At 43.0% G+C, this 18,125-nt stretch carries 11 protein-coding genes; 9 read left to right on the forward strand and 2 right to left on the reverse strand.

Annotation, left to right across the window (positions count from 1 at the left end; all coding sequences use genetic code 11):
• Positions 1-88 precede the first annotated feature (88 nt).
• Positions 89-3,100, forward strand: a complete 3,012-nt coding sequence (locus CXF95_RS16785; RefSeq protein WP_101199748.1) for a TonB-dependent receptor — start codon at positions 89-91, stop codon at positions 3,098-3,100.
• Positions 3,101-3,701: 601 nt separating this feature from the next.
• Here the strand turns inward: CXF95_RS16785 and CXF95_RS16790 are convergent.
• A complete protein-coding gene (locus tag CXF95_RS16790) occupies positions 3,702-4,955 on the reverse strand; it encodes a DDE-type integrase/transposase/recombinase (protein WP_101196919.1) in 1,254 nt (417 codons plus the stop codon).
• Between the two features lie 385 nt (positions 4,956-5,340).
• Here CXF95_RS16790 and CXF95_RS16795 point away from each other — a divergent pair, with 385 nt between their 5' ends.
• From CXF95_RS16795 to CXF95_RS16820, 6 genes are all read left to right on the forward strand, one after another.
• Positions 5,341-8,412, forward strand: coding sequence for a TonB-dependent receptor (locus tag CXF95_RS16795; RefSeq protein WP_101199749.1), 3,072 nt, complete (start codon positions 5,341-5,343; stop codon positions 8,410-8,412).
• 177 nt (positions 8,413-8,589) lie between these two features.
• Complete coding sequence (locus CXF95_RS16800) at positions 8,590-9,333, forward strand: SapC family protein (RefSeq protein ID WP_101199750.1); 744 nt, start codon at positions 8,590-8,592, stop codon at positions 9,331-9,333.
• A gap of 27 nt (positions 9,334-9,360) precedes the next feature.
• On the forward strand, positions 9,361-10,392 hold the full coding sequence (locus CXF95_RS16805; RefSeq protein WP_101199751.1) for a cupin-like domain-containing protein: 1,032 nt from the start codon (positions 9,361-9,363) through the stop codon (positions 10,390-10,392).
• Between the two features lie 19 nt (positions 10,393-10,411).
• Positions 10,412-11,893, forward strand: coding sequence for a tryptophan halogenase family protein (locus CXF95_RS16810; protein WP_101199752.1), 1,482 nt, complete (start codon positions 10,412-10,414; stop codon positions 11,891-11,893).
• A gap of 29 nt (positions 11,894-11,922) precedes the next feature.
• Positions 11,923-13,476: a tryptophan halogenase family protein gene (locus CXF95_RS16815; RefSeq protein ID WP_101199753.1), complete on the forward strand. Its 1,554-nt coding sequence runs from the start codon at positions 11,923-11,925 to the stop codon at positions 13,474-13,476.
• 393 nt (positions 13,477-13,869) lie between these two features.
• Positions 13,870-14,589, forward strand: coding sequence for a DUF6445 family protein (locus CXF95_RS16820; protein WP_101199754.1), 720 nt, complete (start codon positions 13,870-13,872; stop codon positions 14,587-14,589).
• An 83-nt stretch (positions 14,590-14,672) separates the two neighbouring features.
• Here CXF95_RS16820 and CXF95_RS16825 read toward each other — a convergent pair whose 3' ends face one another.
• Complete coding sequence (locus CXF95_RS16825) at positions 14,673-15,257, reverse strand: gluconokinase (protein WP_232787894.1); 585 nt, start codon at positions 15,255-15,257, stop codon at positions 14,673-14,675.
• A 333-nt stretch (positions 15,258-15,590) separates the two neighbouring features.
• On the opposite strand from CXF95_RS16825, the gene CXF95_RS16830 reads away from it, so the two are divergent.
• Together CXF95_RS16830 and CXF95_RS16835 are read left to right on the forward strand one after the other, a co-directional pair.
• Positions 15,591-16,922, forward strand: coding sequence for a gluconate:H+ symporter (locus CXF95_RS16830; protein ID WP_232787895.1), 1,332 nt, complete (start codon positions 15,591-15,593; stop codon positions 16,920-16,922).
• A 66-nt stretch (positions 16,923-16,988) separates the two neighbouring features.
• Positions 16,989-18,119 (forward strand): LacI family DNA-binding transcriptional regulator, encoded by a 1,131-nt coding sequence (locus CXF95_RS16835; RefSeq protein ID WP_101199756.1) that lies wholly within the window; start codon positions 16,989-16,991, stop codon positions 18,117-18,119.
• The last annotated feature ends 6 nt before the right edge of the window (positions 18,120-18,125 follow it).

The raw sequence follows: 18,125 nt of genomic DNA on the forward strand, positions 1-18,125 counted from the left end.
GAAATGTAAGAACCCAATCTTAACAGCGATTCTCAAGACTAAACTTCATAATATTGGTTGCTGTGTGGTTCTCTGTTTGTTGAGTTCGATGCTCTGGGCTCAACCTAAACAAATTTCTCAGGATTTTAATCTTGACGCCAACTCTGCCGATGTTTCGTTAATCGAGTTTGCTAAGCAAGCTGACCTCACTATCATCTTTCCTTATGAAAAAGTGCAATCTCGCCAAGCCAATGCTTTAAAAGGCAGCTTTACCATCGAACAGGGAATGAGCAAGCTCCTTGAAAATACGGGATTGGCTGCTTCTTTTGAACGGGATGGGGTGGTGACTATCAAACGCATCTCTATTCACGATACCTTGCTTGAAGACAAATCATTGATGCAGGAAATAGTCGATTTGCTTATAGGTAACGGCGACAACATTGTTACTTTTCCTGAAGAACCCTCATATGTTGAACTGATTGAAGTCCTCGGGATCCGTGGCAGTATGGATTGGGCATTGGACATTAAACAAGAGTCAATAGGCGTCTCTGAATCCATACAATCGGAAGAAATTGGAAAGTTTCCAGATCTTAATTTGGCCGAGTCATTACAAAGGATAACAGGGGTATCGATTGACCGTTCTGAAGGTGAGGGGCAATTTGTCACCGTGCGAGGTCTAGGACCACAATTTAATACGGTTTTGAGTAATGGACGAAGGTTGGCAACGGATAACCAAGGGCGTGAATTTAGTTTTGATACAATCGCGTCAGAACTGGTGACCTCGGTGACGGTAGACAAAACGTTTTCTGCATCCCAACCTTCGGGAGGGATTGGTTCAGTTATTAATATAAAAACAGCAAGACCCATGGCATCCAAGGATTTTAAGGTAGCCGGCAGTGTCAAAGCCACATTTGACAATAACAGTCAAAAAATAACGCCTCAGGGCACCGTTTTTTTTAGCCACAGTAATGACAAGTTGGGATGGTTAGTTTCTCTATCACACCAAACGCGCAAAGCACGTATTAACGAAGTGCAAACAGACGGCTGGTTGTTAAATACTGACATTCCGACCGAGCAGCTAACGTCCACGGCAGACACCATTTTTGTCCCGAGAAACTATGATCAACGTGTGCGGTTTGATCAACGCACTCGCACTGGCGGTACCTTGGTTTTACAATATAAGGCAACGCCAAATCTGGATATTAGTCTTGATTATTTGCAATCAGACTTTAATGTGAAAACTGATTCAACATCCCTGGGGCATTGGTTTACATCCAGTAATTTAGAAGATGTTGTGACTGATGAAAACGGTACTGCGATAGCGTTTTCTCAGAATGTAGGGCATGCAACAGACTTTCATGCCCGCACATTCGACAGGCCATCTAGTATTAATGCCTTAGGTGTTAATAGTCGTTGGCAGGCCTCCCCAAAAGTGTTGCTGGAGTTTGATGTGTCTAGTTCTAAGGCCAGTACCAAAGATAGGATAGGTGCAGGTAATGCTTTGACTTTAATTGGTTACCTCAATCGGTCCTCTTTTTCCATATCCGAAGGTAATGTTCTTCCTCGTATAGCAGGCTTCGAGTCTTCAGATCCAAGCATCGTTGATGCCTTAGGAGATGTCACTGGTGTGTCTGATTATTTGGATCCAATCAATGGTAGAGCGCATGTGATGATGCGTCGCGGTTGGAATATTGAAGATAAATTTGATCAACTAAAGACTGATATTACATTTTTCGATGGGCTTGATTCTAATATAGATATCAAGTTTGGCTTCATGTATTCAAAGCAATCAAAACGTAACGAACGCTGGGATAATGAAAAAAATGCAGTGCATTGTTCGTTTTGTGGATATTTCCCAGAACCCGACCTTCCAGATGGGTTTCAAACAATATTTGATGCGGGTAGTGATTTCCTTAGTGGTGTTAGTGGCAGTGAAAATTTGCCAACCCGTTGGTTAAGACACGATGGTGAAACCCTCTTTAACTTTCTGGAATCTGCCAGCGATATTAATTTCGATGCAGTGATACGCAATAATTCTTTCACTGTTACTGAGAACGTCACGTCTGCTTACCTTCAAGGACAGCAGAGATCCCAATGGCGTGATATCGAATTATCCTCACTATATGGGGTGCGTTATGAAAACACTGATATCGTGGTGACGGGCTTTGAGTCAGACTTGTTAGCCCTGACCATCCTTGACCAAACCGAACTAGGTCAACTTAACTCTCCCGGTCGTGCTATCTCCAAGTCTGCATCTTATGATAACTGGTTACCCAGTGTGTCGATAAAAGCAGATTGGCAAGATAATATTATTGCTAGACTCGGTGTATCTCGATCCTTAACTCGGCCCACTATGGGACAGTTGTCGCCGAGTTTGGTATTAACTACCACTCGTCAAGGCGGCGATTTGCGGGCTAGCTCGGGTAATCCAGATCTTAAGCCATTTGAATCCACCAACTTCGATGTGACCCTTGAATGGTATTACCAATCATTGAGTTACTTATCTGCAAGTTATTTCAAAAAGAAAGTGAGCAATTTTATTGTTAGTACAGTGATGCAAACTACTATAAATGATGTCACTGACCCAAGCACTGGGGCGGACTCTCGTGCCCCGGATAGTGAAGATACACTAGCCGAATTTGATTTAACCACACCTACAAATGGTCAAACGGCAACCGTAAGTGGATTTGAGTTTGCGATCCAGCATGATTTCAACAGTGGTTGGGGGGTAGTCGCAAACATGACACTGGTCGATAGCAACGCAAAACTGGATCCCACAGATATTTCACAGAAATTTGCCCTCACCGGCTTGAGTGACTCACAAAATTTGATCGTTTATTATGAAAAAGGCCCCGGTCAAATTAGGCTAGCATGGAATCATCGTGATGGATTTTTGCAATCTTTGGTGCAAATACAAGGGCCTGAGCCAACTTACGTGCGCAGCTACCAACAATTTGACTTAAGCGCTAGTTATGCTGTTAATGACAATGTTTCAGTGTTTATTGAAGGAGTAAATATTACTGAAGAAAATGTGCTTAAACATGGGCGTTATCCCAATCAACTGCTTTTAGCTCAACAGCCAGGTGCACGTTATTCTTTAGGTTTACGCGGTATTTTTTAATGTCGTGATAAACATAGAAGGTATTTGTAGTACAACAACCTTGGGGTGGGTGGAGTAATAGACCATTGCCGGATGAACCCGGAATGAAACCAATGACAGCCTTCGTATTCATCGCTTACTGACGAGCAACTACATTAATTATACTTCGTAGAACGCCAGCTAAAAGTTGCACATCATCAATAAAAGCCGCATCACAGCAACACCACTCTACATTTTATTTTGTTTAAAATAGCCCACCATTATTTTGTACGAAAAACGGTATAACCGACAAGGCCTCAAGAGATTAATTTTTTGTAATGTCAATGCTCAGGGCATTGCAAATATTAAGAGTGCATTAAAATCGGTTTAAAATGCAATAAATTCGGCGTTCACAATGATGTAACGAAAATTAACATTACGTCAAAATCGGTTCTGTATACAACAATATCGGCGTTTTTAATATTGGAAGTGTTACATTTTGTTTTTTAAAAAACAATAAAATTCAATTAAAACAGTAGTTTGGAAGGTGTAACCACGAATAAAATAATAAACATTTATTTTACAGTCTGTTTACATAGGCAGTATATTCCAATTAACAAATGAGTCTTAAGTAAGTAAATTTTTAGGCTCGTTTATTCTGTTCAAAGATCTGGTTAAATAATTCATTACGTTCTTTTTGAAGTAATTCAGCACAAGCATTATCTGTCATTTCCATAGCTTGCTCATCTAGTATTTCAAAATGAAAGTCTGCTTTCAAATATGTTTTGGCATTGGGTAAAGATTTTAGTTTTTCATAGGGCGTCATCATACTTTTGTAAGGGTAAGTTTTACGTTGTTTCCCTTTATCATCAGTGGTGACTTCAGGAAAGAAACAAGGTCTATGATAATTGATATACGGGTAAAGATATTTTAAATTAAACGTATTGATTAACGGTGCCCATTTCTGTGGAATATGTGTGTAACCAAACTGTTTTCTTACAATTGATGCATTTTTACTTTCTGCTAAGGCATTATCGTTTGAGTGTCTTGAGCGTGATTTAGTGAGCTCTATTTCAAGTTTGGTGAGTAATTTACACACGTGTTTGTTGATGTATTCAGAGCCATTATCTGAATGAAACCCTTTGATAATAAAAGGAAATGCGGCCATCATTTGCGTTAGTACTGGAATGAGGTAACGCTCACTAATACGTTCAACTGAGCAAACAACCTCAAACTGTGTCACCTCATCAACTGCATTAATATGATACACGCCTTTTTGTTTATCTAGGTCTCCTTGGTGCACGGTATCAATACGAATATAGCCAGGCTCGCCGTTGGGTTGAGGTTTACGCCGTTCGCCAATAGGCACTTGTCTTGATTGTGTTTTTGTGAAGTGTCTGCGTTGTTTTTGGTAGCCTTGAGAGTGCCTCAAGTTATATAAATGTGAAACAGAGATAGTGGCAAGCATTTGGTATTCTGATTGCTCAAACGTATTGTAGGCACGCTCCAACAGCTTTTTAGTGGCATGACCACAGATATCATCATGCCTTGCGTCCATTTCAGCCAGTAGCTTAATATCCTTTGTACTGTAAATGGTTGAAAAGCCGTTAGTTCGGCAAGGTTGCCAGTTAATTCTGCCGACGTCCTTGTATTGTTTTATCAATCGAGTGAGTTGCTGCCGCGAGTAGCCTGTCACCTTTTTAAGGTATTGATTGACGATCCCTTTGTCGGTTTTTTTTAACGTGATATAGCGAAATTTTATCAATGTTTTTTGAATGAATTGATATCGCTGATTTTTATCACCTAAAACGGTAAAGGCGACGGCTTGGTTACCTTGAATAAAGCGTTCAAGCTCTTCAATAGTGGTGAGGTTTTCTATATTCATGATCGCTTGCATCTTATGATCATGAACAGAATTTAAGTCTTTAGACGCATTTCATTTTGGAAACACGCAATTAGTTAAGACTCATTTCATATTGGACAAGGCTTAGGCTGTTCAAAGTTAACATTCTCATGTTTTAATTTAAGCGCAGAAGGAATAAATCAATATCAAAATCCTGCTGCACAGACAGACATTTCTTGGCAGATAATCAGTTTATCAAAAGACAAATAATGAGTTATTTATTGCCCGGAAGGTAGATTGACTGGAGGAAAACCGATAGCCAATCGTCTATCAGATACAGCCATGTAAAAAAATTGTAAATTAAGCCAAATAAATATTTAACATGGTGTAAACGTTTTGTTTTTTAACTTAATACTAAAACACACATAGGCACAATAAGATGATGAAAACACATAAAGTATTTAAAAAGTCGTTATTAACGCAAACTATCGGAATCATGCTTGGCACAGCAATAGTTTTACCTTCTGTGGCACAAGAAGTAGATAATACCGAAGTGATCCAAGTTAAGGGTGTTCGAGGCAGTTTGTCTCAGTCAATGGACATCAAACGTCAATCATCAGGTGTAGTTGACGCGATTTCTGCTGTTGATATGGGTAAATTTCCAGATACTAACCTTGCAGAATCTTTGCAGCGTATTACCGGTGTATCCATTAACCGTGTTAATGGCGAAGGGTCTGAAGTCACAGTGCGTGGATTTGGCGGTAATTTTAACTTGATTACCTTAAACGGTCGTCAAATGCCGGCAGCGAATGTATCTACTATTACCGGTAACCCGGTGGATAAAGGATCATCAGGCACCAGTCGTTCATTTGATTTTTCAAATATCGCTTCTGAAGGTGTTAGTGGTATCGAAGTATATAAAACAGGTCAAGCAGCCACGCCTTCAGGTGGCATTGGTGCAACCATCAACATCAATACCATTAAACCTTTAGCTGCCGGTGAAAATCGTGCTTCTGTTGGCGTTAAAGCCGTGAAAGATGAAGGTGGTGATGGTGTTACTCCAGAAATCAGTGGGTTGACTAATTGGGTTAATGACGAGGGTAATTTCGGTATTTCATTATTTGGCTCGTTCCAGGAGCGCAACTCGGGTAGTCGCCATGCAAGTGTTGAACAATTCCAATTACGAGAATGGGCAGAAGGCGATCTAGAAAACTTCACTGCACCTGGTGTTGAAGTTATAAACCCACCCACTATTGGGCAAATCGTGGCGATCCCATCTAACATTGGTTTAGGTGTTAACGAGGATGAACGTGAACGTACCAATGCTATGTTAACAGTGCAATTTGCGCCGATGGAAAATTTAACATTAACTGCCGACGTTACTTACGCAAAAAACGAACAGAACTCTAAATCATTAATTGATGGTGTTTGGTTTTCACAACAATTCAATAGTGTCGAGTTCGATGGTAACCCTGTTGTTTCTACTCCTGTTAAGTTTTCTGAGGACATCGATGGTGGTAAAGATTTCTTCTTCCAAAACCTAGCATTAGCCACAAAAGATGAATTAAAATCTTTTGGTTTTAATGCCGATTTTTGGGTCAATGATTCGTTAAATTTACGTTTTGATGCAGCCACATCAAACGCAAAAAGTGGAGGCAATGGACCTTTAGGAAATAACGCTATTCGCTTTAACTTGGCAGGGTCAAATGCTGGCTGGCAAGCAGCTGATTTTACAACTGCTATACCTCAAGCAAGCATAGTGATTGACGACATATTAAAAGGTAATAATAACGGTATTTTTGATAAAGCTGACATCGGTTCTCAGGTTGTGCAAACAGATAAGTCTAATCAAGAAACAGATGTAGACCAATTACGTTTTGATGGCGAATGGGCTAATGATGACATCACTGTCGATTTTGGCGTAGGGTACCTTAAAACAGAAATGAGGCAAACACGTGAGTCTACTAGCGAAGCTTTAGGTGGCTGGGGTGTAGGTTTTCCTGGCGATATTCCAGAAGGTTTGTTTGACCAAAGTTGCACGGCTTGTGCCTTTGAAGATCATGATATGTCAGGTGTAGCTGGCGCAGACTCTATTGCAGTGCCAGCGGGTTCCACAACTATTGCTTTGGGTAGTGTTTCATTTAGCGGTGATCCAGTTGAGCTTTTAAGAGAAATTGGTCCTCTATATGGACTCACTTTAGAAACACTTCCTATAAATGGATTTGATGACAATCTAATTGAAGAAGATATTCTATCTGCCTATGTTCAAATCAATATGGATTATGAAATTGGTGATATGCCTTTAAACATTAACGCTGGTCTGCGTTATGAACAAACTGATGTGACTTCAACCTCGTTCCAGATAGTGCCACTGCAAATCGTCTGGGAATCAGACAACGACTTTAGAACCGAAATCAGTGATACCTCTGAAGCTTTAACGGCAGAACATGACTATTCAAACTTGTTACCTAGTCTTGATTTAACCCTTGATGTGACCGATGAAGTTAAGGCTCGTGCTTCTTTTAGTAAAACCTTAGCTCGACCTGCATATAATCAGTTGTTTAATTCAACTACTGTATCTGCACCGGGTCGTCCCACTGCTTTAGGTGGTATACCCAGTGGTAATTCAGGTAATGCTAGATTGGATCCCCTTGAATCGACTAATATCGATCTGTCTTTAGAATATTATTACAGTGACTCAAGTGTTATCTCAATTGGCTATTACAGAAAAGATGTTAAAAACTTTACGGGTATTGCCCAGGCTACTGAATCATTGTTTGGCTTGTTAGATGCGTCTTCAAATCAAGCTGGAACCTTGGCAGCACAAGCGGCAGATGAGTTGGCGACCTTAGGTTTTGATAACAACGAACGTAACCTGTTTACGATGACGGCTATTTTGCAAAACCCGGATGCTTTCCCAGAAGGCGCGGCAGAGTTTGATGCCTCACAATCTTTTGCAGACTCGGTATTTGGTACTTATGATGTGTTCCCGGAGGCTGGCGATCCATTATTGGAGTTCCAGGTAACACGCCCTGTTAACAACAATAGTGCGGTAATCGATGGATTTGAATTTGCATGGCAGCATTTCTTTGGAGATAGTGGCTTTGGTTATCAAGCTAACTACACCACGGTTGATGGCGATATTGGTTTTGATGTTGGTGGCGCGATAAGCGTAGACCAATTTGCCCTAGAAGGGTTGAGTGATACAGCTAACTTGGTGTTAATCTACGAAAAAGACGGGCTTTCAACGCGTATTGCTTATAACTGGCGAGATGAGTTTTTGAGTCGCGTAAACCGTGGCAGTGGGCCCCGTAATCCCTTGTTTGTCGATTCATTCGAACAACTTGATATTAACGTAAGTTATGACATCAGCGATGATATGTCCGTTAGTTTGGATGTTATCAACTTAACGGAAGAAGGGCAGCGCCAGTTTGGTCGTTCGAAAAATAACGTGTTCTTTGTTCAAGAAGCAGATAGACGCTTTGTATTAAGCGCAAGTTACAACTTCTAAACATTGAGGAACTTCCCCGAGCAGAGTCTCTGTTCGGGGTATTTACCCCCGAAATTATTTTGTAAATACAAAGCACGCACTTTACGTTTCTTTGTTAGCCGTTGCGAGGCCATACTCAGCAAGTTAGTATGAACTCAATCAAACCTTTTTATATAACCAGTAAAGCGAAGTACGCTGATGAGCAAAGCAACAGTCTTAAACAATGTTGATCATAAAGACGTGAAGGTTAATAACCAGCCAAGTCTTTATAAAAATGAACATGTTAACCGTTCGATGATATACGTCACCGAAATTGGCGAGTTACACAAAGAATTCCCGTTGGTTTTTTACAAAAATCCTAATACGGATTCTGATAAAGGACAGCTACAATTACATGCCATTCTTGGTCTTGAAAAAGACGAAAATCTATTTCTGGGAGAAAATGGCTGGAATAGCCGATTTGTACCAGCTTTGTTAGCTCGGGGGCCATTCAGTTTAGGTTATAAAAAAGCCGAAAGTGACGATAGTGAACAAGCCGCCCCTGTTATCTGTATCGATATGCAAGACTCTCGTGTTAACACAGAGCAAGGAGAAGATATTTTCCTTCAATATGGTGGAGAAGCGCCTTACCTTAGCTATGTAAAAAAAGCACTGCAAACCATAGAGAACGGCATAACGTTTAATAAGACTCTTTATACCCTTGTAGAAGAATTAGACTTATTGGAACCCGTGTCTATTCAAATTAAGCTTAGTAATATTGAAGAAGTCAATTTCAACGATTATTATACCGTTAACCAGAAAAAACTGGCGCAATTGGACGGCGAGAAACTAGCTAAGTTAAACCAATATGGGGTGCTGAGTTTGTTGTATTTTGTGCTGTCTTCAATGGGAAATTTTCAACAATTGACTGAGCTTAAAAATGCAAAATCGGCTATGTTCTGATCTGCTGCAAAACGCGGAGTGGCAGGTATGACACCAGCAAAAAATCACGTTAAAGTTTTGCATGGGATAACACCCCAATGTATTCCCTATGATGAGCTGTTTTCATCAAACCAGCCTGTTTTGTTAAAGGGATTGGTAAAAGATTGGCCCTTGGTAAAAACCAGCCAACATTCCCCACAAGATGTTATGTCGCAGCTAGAACAAAATTATAGCGGACGCCCCATGCTGTTATATAAAGGGTCGCCACAGATAAAGGCACGATTTGGTTATAACGAAGCCTGTACCGGATTTAATTTTGATAGCCAACGTTCGACTATCCCTGAGGTGTTCAACACAATACGTAGTCAATTAAATCAAGATGAACACGACTATTTGTATATCAATTCCCTCAAATTAGATGAGGGTTTCCCGGCACTGAGTTCAGCCCACCAGTTAAGCTTTGATCATGCTGAATTCGAGAATAATACGCCTGTTGCTAAAATTTGGTTAGGCACCGAGTCTATTGCCGCTGCACATTTTGACCAGCCTAAAAACATTGCCTGTTGTGTCTTAGGCAAACGACGTTTTACACTTTTTCCTCCGGAGCAAATTCATAATCTCTATCCCGGGCCGCTGTCGCCGACGCCCGGAGGCCAGGTTGTGACTATGGCCGACCTAAATGAGCCAGATTTTGAGCGTTTCCCCAGACTACAGCAAGCACTGGATAGTGCCTACATCGTCGAGCTAGAGCCCGGTGACGCCTTATATTATCCGAACATGTGGTGGCACCAGGTACAAGCCTATGCTCGTTTTAATGTCATGGTGAATTTTTGGTGGATGACCGCCGAGCCGCATATGGGCAATCCTATGGATTTATTAATGCACGGTATGATGAATTTGCGGGACAGACCAACAGCGGAAAAAGAAGCTTGGAAAACGTTGTTCGACTATTACGTTTTTGGCGATGCCAACACTGTTCGGGAGCATCTACCATCCCAAAGCCATGGTGCATTTGCTGCAATGGATGATCAATTAGCAAGGCGTTTACGGGCCATGTTACTCAACAAGCTCAACCGCTAAAGAAGAGATAAGTAAGCATATGAATGCAAAGACTAAAGTAGTGGTAGCGGGGGGCGGCACATCCGGCTGGCTGACCGCATACAGTTTGAATGCTCGACTGGGCGCTTTGTTAGATATCACACTTATAGAGTCTGATCAAATTGGCACGGTGGGAGTGGGAGAAGCGACCATTCCTACCATGCGTACCTTTCACCGTTTAGTGGGTATTGATGAGCAGGAGTTTATGGCTGCCACCCAGGCAACGTTCAAGTTGGGGATCATGTTTGACAACTGGGGCCAGCAAGGTGACAGCTACATTCATTCTTTTGGTGAGATTGGTCAGCGCTCGTGGATGGCCGAATTCCACGAATTTTGGCTGGAGGCAAAAGCACAGGGTTTTGGTGGCAGCCTGGAAGATTATTGTCTCGAACTCAAAGCCGCTAAAGCGAATAAATTTGCTACTCACGTAGGAAAAAAGCCCCTTAACTTTGCTTATCATATGAATGCCACGGCTTATGCAGCCTATTTGCGCAAAAAAAGTGAGGCGGCGGGTGTCAAACGTATTGAAGGGCGTATCACCGAGGTACAAAACGATCAAAGCGGTAATATTTCATCACTCATATTAGAAGGGGGTGAACACCTATCAGGGGATGTGTTTATTGACTGCACCGGGTTTAGAGCCCTATTAATCGGTGATAATTTAGATGTGGAATATGAAGACTGGACTCACTTGTTGGCGGCCGATAGTGCTATTGCGGTGCAAACTCAGGCCGTAGAAGCGCCCCGACCTTATACCCGAGCGATTGCTCATCCAGCGGCTTGGCAATGGCGTATTCCTTTGCAAAACCGGGTGGGTAATGGAATTGTCTATAGCAGTCAGTTCTTGTCTGATGATGAAGCCCGAAGCACCTTATTAGCGAATCTTAGTGGCGAAACAATCACTGAACCACGGCAACTTCGGTTTAAAACCGGTAGACGTAAAAAAGCATGGCACCTTAACTGTATTGCCATTGGCCTTTCCAGCGGATTTTTAGAGCCCTTAGAATCAACCAGCATTCATCTTGTCACGACCTCAATACTAAGACTGATGAAGTTGTTTCCTTTTGGCGGCAATAGCGCCTTGCTGGCAGAACAATTTAATCGGGAGACTCAGCTAGAGCTTGAGACGGCTCGGGATTTTGTTATTTTGCATTATCACCTGACACAACGTCATGACAGTCCATTTTGGGATCATTACCGCACTATGCAAATTCCTGACTCCCTTGTGCACCGCATGGCCATGTTTCGTGAAAATGGCTATGCATGGCCTGACGATGTGTCTTTATTTCGGGTAGATTCCTGGGTGCAGGTCATGATGGGCCAGGGTTTGATACCTGAGCAACATCATGGTGCAGGACGTGTTTTACCGGTCGAGGGTCTAAAAGCGCAGATGCTAGCCCTTAGCAAAATGATAGACAACTCTGTCGCCCAATTACCTGAACATGGCGATTTTATTCAAACGTACTGTCCTGCGCAGGAGTGATAGTTTATTAAAGCCTTAGGTGAAAAAAAATGAAGACGCGGGTGGTCATAGTTGGTGGTGGAACAGCAGGTTGGTTAACGGCGGGTATCATCGCCGCCAGGCACTGCGCAGACAGTACCTCATCTGAGCAAACCGAAGTTGTCCTTGTAGAGTCGCCGGAGGTTAAAAATTTGGGTGTGGGTGAAGGCACCTGGCCTACCATGCGGGACACATTGCGCCAGATAGGCATCTCGGAGAGGATGTTTCTGTCTTGTTGCGATGCGAGTTTTAAGCAAGCTTCGAAGTTTGTGGGATGGTCACAAGGAAAAAATGAACATTATTATCACCCATTTACGGCGCCGGTAGGGTATGGCGGGATAAGTGCTGCGGAACATTGGTTGGCAACAGCGCAAGAGGTGGATTTTGAGTCTTGGGTGTGTGCACAAGGGGCTGTCTGCAAGGAAACCTTAGCTCCCAAACTCCCGCAAATGCCCGAATATGCCTTCCATCTCAATTACGGCTATCACCTGAATGCGGGTAAATTTGTAACGATGCTGCAGCATCATTGTGTTGAGAAACTGAGCGTCAAATATATTCAGGGGCATGTGCAACATGTCCTTCCCGCAGACAATGGTGACATTAAAGCGATTGAATTGGCTGACGGCGAGCAGATCACTGGGGAATTGTTTATCGATTGTAGTGGTTTTGCGGCCATATTGATTGCTAAGCATTATCAGATCCCGATCACGTCAAAGCAGCATATTCTATTTAACGATACGGCCCTTGCGCTGCAGGTTGATCACGCTACAGATGAGGTGCCGATAGCCTCCTGTACGGTGGCAAGCGCACAGGAAAGTGGTTGGATTTGGGATATTGCCCTGCAAAATCGACGGGGCATTGGACATGTGTTTTCCAGCGATTTCACCAGTGCAGAGCAGGCAGAACAGGCCTTGTTAAAGTACGTGCAAAATGATCCCTACCTCGCTGCACAAGAAATTAGCCCGCGCACTATTAAATTTACCCCGGGTCACCGGGAAACCTTCTGGCACCATAACTGTGTGGCCATTGGCGTATCGGCGGGCTTTGTTGAGCCTCTCGAGGCGACCGCTCTGGTATTGATTGAAAAGTCAGCCGAATGGATTAGCGAGCAACTTCCTCGTGAACGCAGCGCAATGACGGTGTTGGCGAAACGATTTAATACCCTTACCCGACAACGGTGGCAGGAAATCATTGATTTCCTGAAGTTGCATTACGTACTGACACAGCGCCAGGACAGTGAATATTGGCGAGAACATCAACAATTGGACTCCATCCCCGACAGTTTGCAAGAGGCCTTGACTTTATGGCGCTCCCAAGCGCCCGGTTTGTATGAAAGCAATCAACGTTTTGAGCTGTTTTCCTCGGCCAGCAAACAATATGTACTTTATGGTATGGACCTTAAATCCGAACAAAAACACCCTGCAAGCTTTGCGCAAAAAGAAGCTTCGCTGATAAAACGATTACGGAATGAAACCGTGCATACCACGGAAAAGTTGCTCAGTGTTTTACCCACAAATCGGCAATTTTTGCGCAGAGTAATGGAGGGACAAGGGCAGAAAAAGTAACATGCCTCTGTATTTGACTTAGGCTGGGTTGGTGGCAAAAAATATTATGTTTTACCACAGAGTACACCGAGGACACAGAGGGAATGATTGTTAAGATCGAATGATCTTATACGTTTTTACTTTGTGATCTCTGTGCTGAATTACTTCTTTGTTACTTTTACGGTATAGGCCACCCTGAATAATCTGCATAGCCATGAAAAGTAAAAAAGCTGAAAAAGTAAAAATGAGTGTGCAGGCAAGCTGGCTCGATAATGCCACAGGGCCCCCTACGTTAGGCTAGTTGTCACCTATTCCTGCAAGGTAGTTCATTCATCACAGAGCAAACATCGGATAGCCAGACCTGAGGCCCAATGTTAAACGCTAAAAATCGACTTCAGGGAAATTGGATAGGTAATGGGTCAAGACGAGTTTTCAACATTCGAATGTGATAAAAATGCAGCACTTCAGTATCTGCGGATCGGTAATGAAGCAGAGCCGCTGGTTCAAGTTGACAGCTTCCTAAAAGGGCTCGATGCCCTTAAGGCTTATGCCGTGTCCAACAATCAGTTTTCTGCACAGGATAGTTTCTATCCCGGTATTGGAATGCAGGTGCCGGATGCGTATGTTATCTCCTTGGTGAGATTGCTTGGAAAACCCATAAGAGATTTTTTTGAGCAGGATGTACGCAAAATACGCTCAGCCGCCGCCAGATTTTCCATTGTCACTACTCCAGCATCCGATTTGAACCTTTTGCAACGCGTGCCCCATTTTGATGCGCCCTCGCGATATAGTTTGGCGACTATTCACTATTTGTGCGATGTCCCTGACTCAGGCACTAAATTATATCGTCACCGCCAGACCGGTTTTGAATTTATTGATAACGACCGAATCAATCATTATATGCGTAGCGTGAAGGCGCAATTTTCGGACCCAGCGCACCACCCATCTGGGTATATTTGTGGTAGCAGTCCTGAATATGAAGAAATTGCATCATTCGAAGCGGTGTATAACCGCCTGGTGATGTATCGGGGATCCAGCCTGCACTCGGGAAATATTGGGCCTGAATATAATTTTGACCCGAGTCCGGCAACTGGGCGCTTGACGATAACGACCTTTATTGAGTTTTCCCCTTGAAGGGCAACGAGCCTTGAAGGCGTATAGCCAAGCTCAGGCATAGCTTGCTGTGATTGAGTCCCGAATGTACTCCAATACCAGGGTTAGGTATTGGCATGATGATGTAGATTGATGAAATCCACAGATTGTAATAATAGTTGATCTACTGTGTGTGCCACGTTTACGTTTAGGGTAAGTTGAGCCATTTCGTTACTCAGGGGCTCCATGGCCGCAATTTGGCTACTCAGCAGTTGTGGCGACATAAAGTGATTGCGCCGGGCCTGCAATCGTTGTGCGAGTATGCTTTGATTGGCCTTGAGTAAGATACCAAGTGCATGGTGGTATGCGTTGAATATTAACTCCCTGTGCTGCTGTTTAAGCCCGGAGTAAGCGAGTACGCAGCTAATATTTTGTGCTTCAAATTGCCTAAGTTGCCGGCAAATTCGCTTGATCCAGGGTAGGCGAAGTGTGTCGGTCAATGGGATCCCTTGGGACATTTGTTTGATGGCATCTTCACTGTGTAAGGAGTCCGCATCTAAAAATTCTATGTCGAAGTGTTTAGCTATTTCAGTGGCAAGGGTGGTTTTCCCGGTACCGGATACGCCCATAACGACCACCAATAATGGCGGTTTATTACTTTGCATGACGGAATTGGACAATAACACTATTGGCTCCTCTTTTTCAGGCATGCAGCTTGGCACAAACCTGCATGACAAATTGAGTATCGAAGTACGAAAGATAATATTCTCCAGGTAAATTAGCACATCAACAGCCCTTAAGGCTTCTATATATGGGAATAAGGCGATGAAATAGGCAGCAAAAATAAAAACTCACCACAGAGAGCACAGAGGGCACAGAGAAAGACGAATTAGCTGAAAAACATAACCATTGGGCTAGTAGTTCGGCGGCCAGGGAACTCAGCCCCTTGGGCTTAGACCGACCAAGTGCAACGGGTTTGGCAATAGAGATGAATGGGAGCAGCCAACAACGCTGCAATAAAAATAAAGGTTAAGACAATGGACATGAGTTTACTTTTTGTTGCGGCTGCTGGGGTTGCGCTACTGCTTTTACTGGTTATCCGACTGCGAGTACCGGCCTTCTTAGCCCTATTGGTTACGAGTTTATTGGTTGGACTTTTGTCTGGATTACCCCCAGAAGCAGTGCTCAATTCAATTAAAAACGGCATGGGTGGCACCCTGGGTTTTGTCGCGATTGTTGTGGGGCTGGGTGCTATTCTTGGACAAGTTTTAGAAAGCGCTGGTGGGATAGAACGCATTGCCGGCAGTTTAATTCGATCTTTTGGCCCTGAAAAAGTGCAGTGGAGTTTAGCCATAACAGGCTTCATTGTGGCCATCCCGGTTTTTTTTGACGTGGCATTTATTATCCTTGCGCCCTTGTTATACGGTTTAGCCAAACGTTCCGGACGTTCACTTTTGTATTACGCGATCCCCCTATTAGCCGGACTGGCTATTACACACAGTTTTATTCCACCCACTCCCGGGCCTATAGCCGTGGCAGAATTAGTCAATGCCGACTTAGGCTGGGTTATTTTGTTTGGCGCAATAACGGGCATACCTGCCATGATAATTGCTGGTCCATGGTTTGGTAAAATAATCGCCAATAAAATTTTCATTGCAGTGCCAGAAGCTCATAAAATAAACCATAAAACCTCAGACCAACCGTCGCCTAATTTTGCTTGGGTGGCATCTATTATTTTATTGCCACTTATACTCATCATGCTAGCGACCACCGGGCCATTTTTTTTAGATGAAAGCAGTGGATTGTTAACGGTACTTAGCTTCTTAGGACATCCATTTGTGGCCCTGAGCATAGCGACTATTTTTGCTATGTTTATAGCGCATACTAAATGCAAATTAAGCACCCATTCTCTACTTAACATTGCCAACAAAGGCCTAGAGCCTGCTGGCGTTGTGATACTCATTACCGGCGCTGGTGGTGCTTTTAAACAGGTATTAATTGACTCTGGTGTAGGCCAAATGTTGGCTTCGGTGTTTATTGAAGCTCAGTTTTCGGTGTTTATTTTAGGGTTTTTAATTGCAGCTATTACTCGAATTGCCCAAGGTTCAGCCACAGTGGCCATGATCACTGGTGCCGGTTTAATTGCTCCCGTTCTGGAATTACATCCCATGTCCGCCCCCAGTTTAGGTTTATTAGTGATCGCGATTTCATCCGGTGCAACCATACTTTCCCACGTGAATGACTCGGGCTTTTGGTTGGTAAGTCGTTACCTTGGTATGAGCGAAAAAGACACATTAAAATCATGGACAGTCATGACCACCCTCATTTCATTAACAGGATTAGCCAGTTGTCTGGTCATCTCGATATTTTTATAAATGTTCGACGGGTTTTAATCGTGCTTTGTATTGATACACCTGATGGGTTTTTGATAAAGGAAATATATGCCCAGTAAAAAGTCTCACACCATTGCCACTCTTCGAAGTGGCAACAGGCTCACATTGAAAGACGTCGCTGTAAAAGCAGGCGTTAGCCCAATAACCGTTTCCAGAGTGGTTAACCATTATGCTGGTGTGCGCAGTGAGGTGCGCGAAAAAGTTGAAGCGGCAATTAATGAATTAGGATATATCCCCAATCGTTCTGCAAGCATTCTGGCGTCCTCTCGATCAAAACTTATTGGTGTGCTTATCCCTTCATTATCAAATGTCGTGTTCAACGATGTACTGCGTGGCATTTACAGTATTGCCGTTCCAGCTAATTATCAAATATTATTAGCTGATACACATTATTCCCCCATGGAAGAAGAACGTTCAATTCGTACCTTATTAGGGCAATCTCCGGATGGACTGATTATTACCGGTGGTGAGCAAACAGACACAGCCAAAACGATGTTAAAAGCGAGCACTTTCCCTGTAGTTCAAATTATGGATCACGTTAAAGACCCTATCGATATGAACATTGGATTTTCTCATTTCCAGGCAGGCGTAGCCGTTGCAAAGTCTCTGTTGGAAAAGTCCTACTGTAAAATTGGTTTTATCGGCGCCCGAATGGATCCTAGAACTTGTAATCGATTGGCGGGTTTTAAATCAGTGTTATCCGCCGTTGACCGTTTAGATCACAAGCGAATAATCACCAATCCACAGCCATCTTCTGTGGCGATGGGGGCAATGTTATTTAGAGAACTGATGGCTGCCACTGATGGCGAATGTGATGCGGTATTTTGTTGTAACGATGATTTAGCTCTGGGTGCACTGCACGAATGTAAAAAAATGCACATAAGCGTGCCTGACAAATTTGGCGTTTGTGGATTTAACGATATTGAAATGGCTGCCTACGCAGAGCCATCGCTGTCGAGTGTTAAGGTGAATCGTTATGAAATGGGCCGCCAAGCTATGGAATTGATCCTTGAACGATTACAAACTAGCGGCAATGAGAGTGACACTGTTAGCAACACTGTTAGCAAAAAAGCAATACGAACCAATAACACAGCAACCCCGACACAAATAATAAAAAGTGTTACGGATACTTATATCGACACTGGCTTTGAACTTATCAATCGTAAGTCCACAAGATAAATTCAA

The organism is Paraglaciecola sp. MB-3u-78 (assembly GCF_002835935.1).
GTDB lineage: Bacteria > Pseudomonadota > Gammaproteobacteria > Enterobacterales > Alteromonadaceae > Paraglaciecola.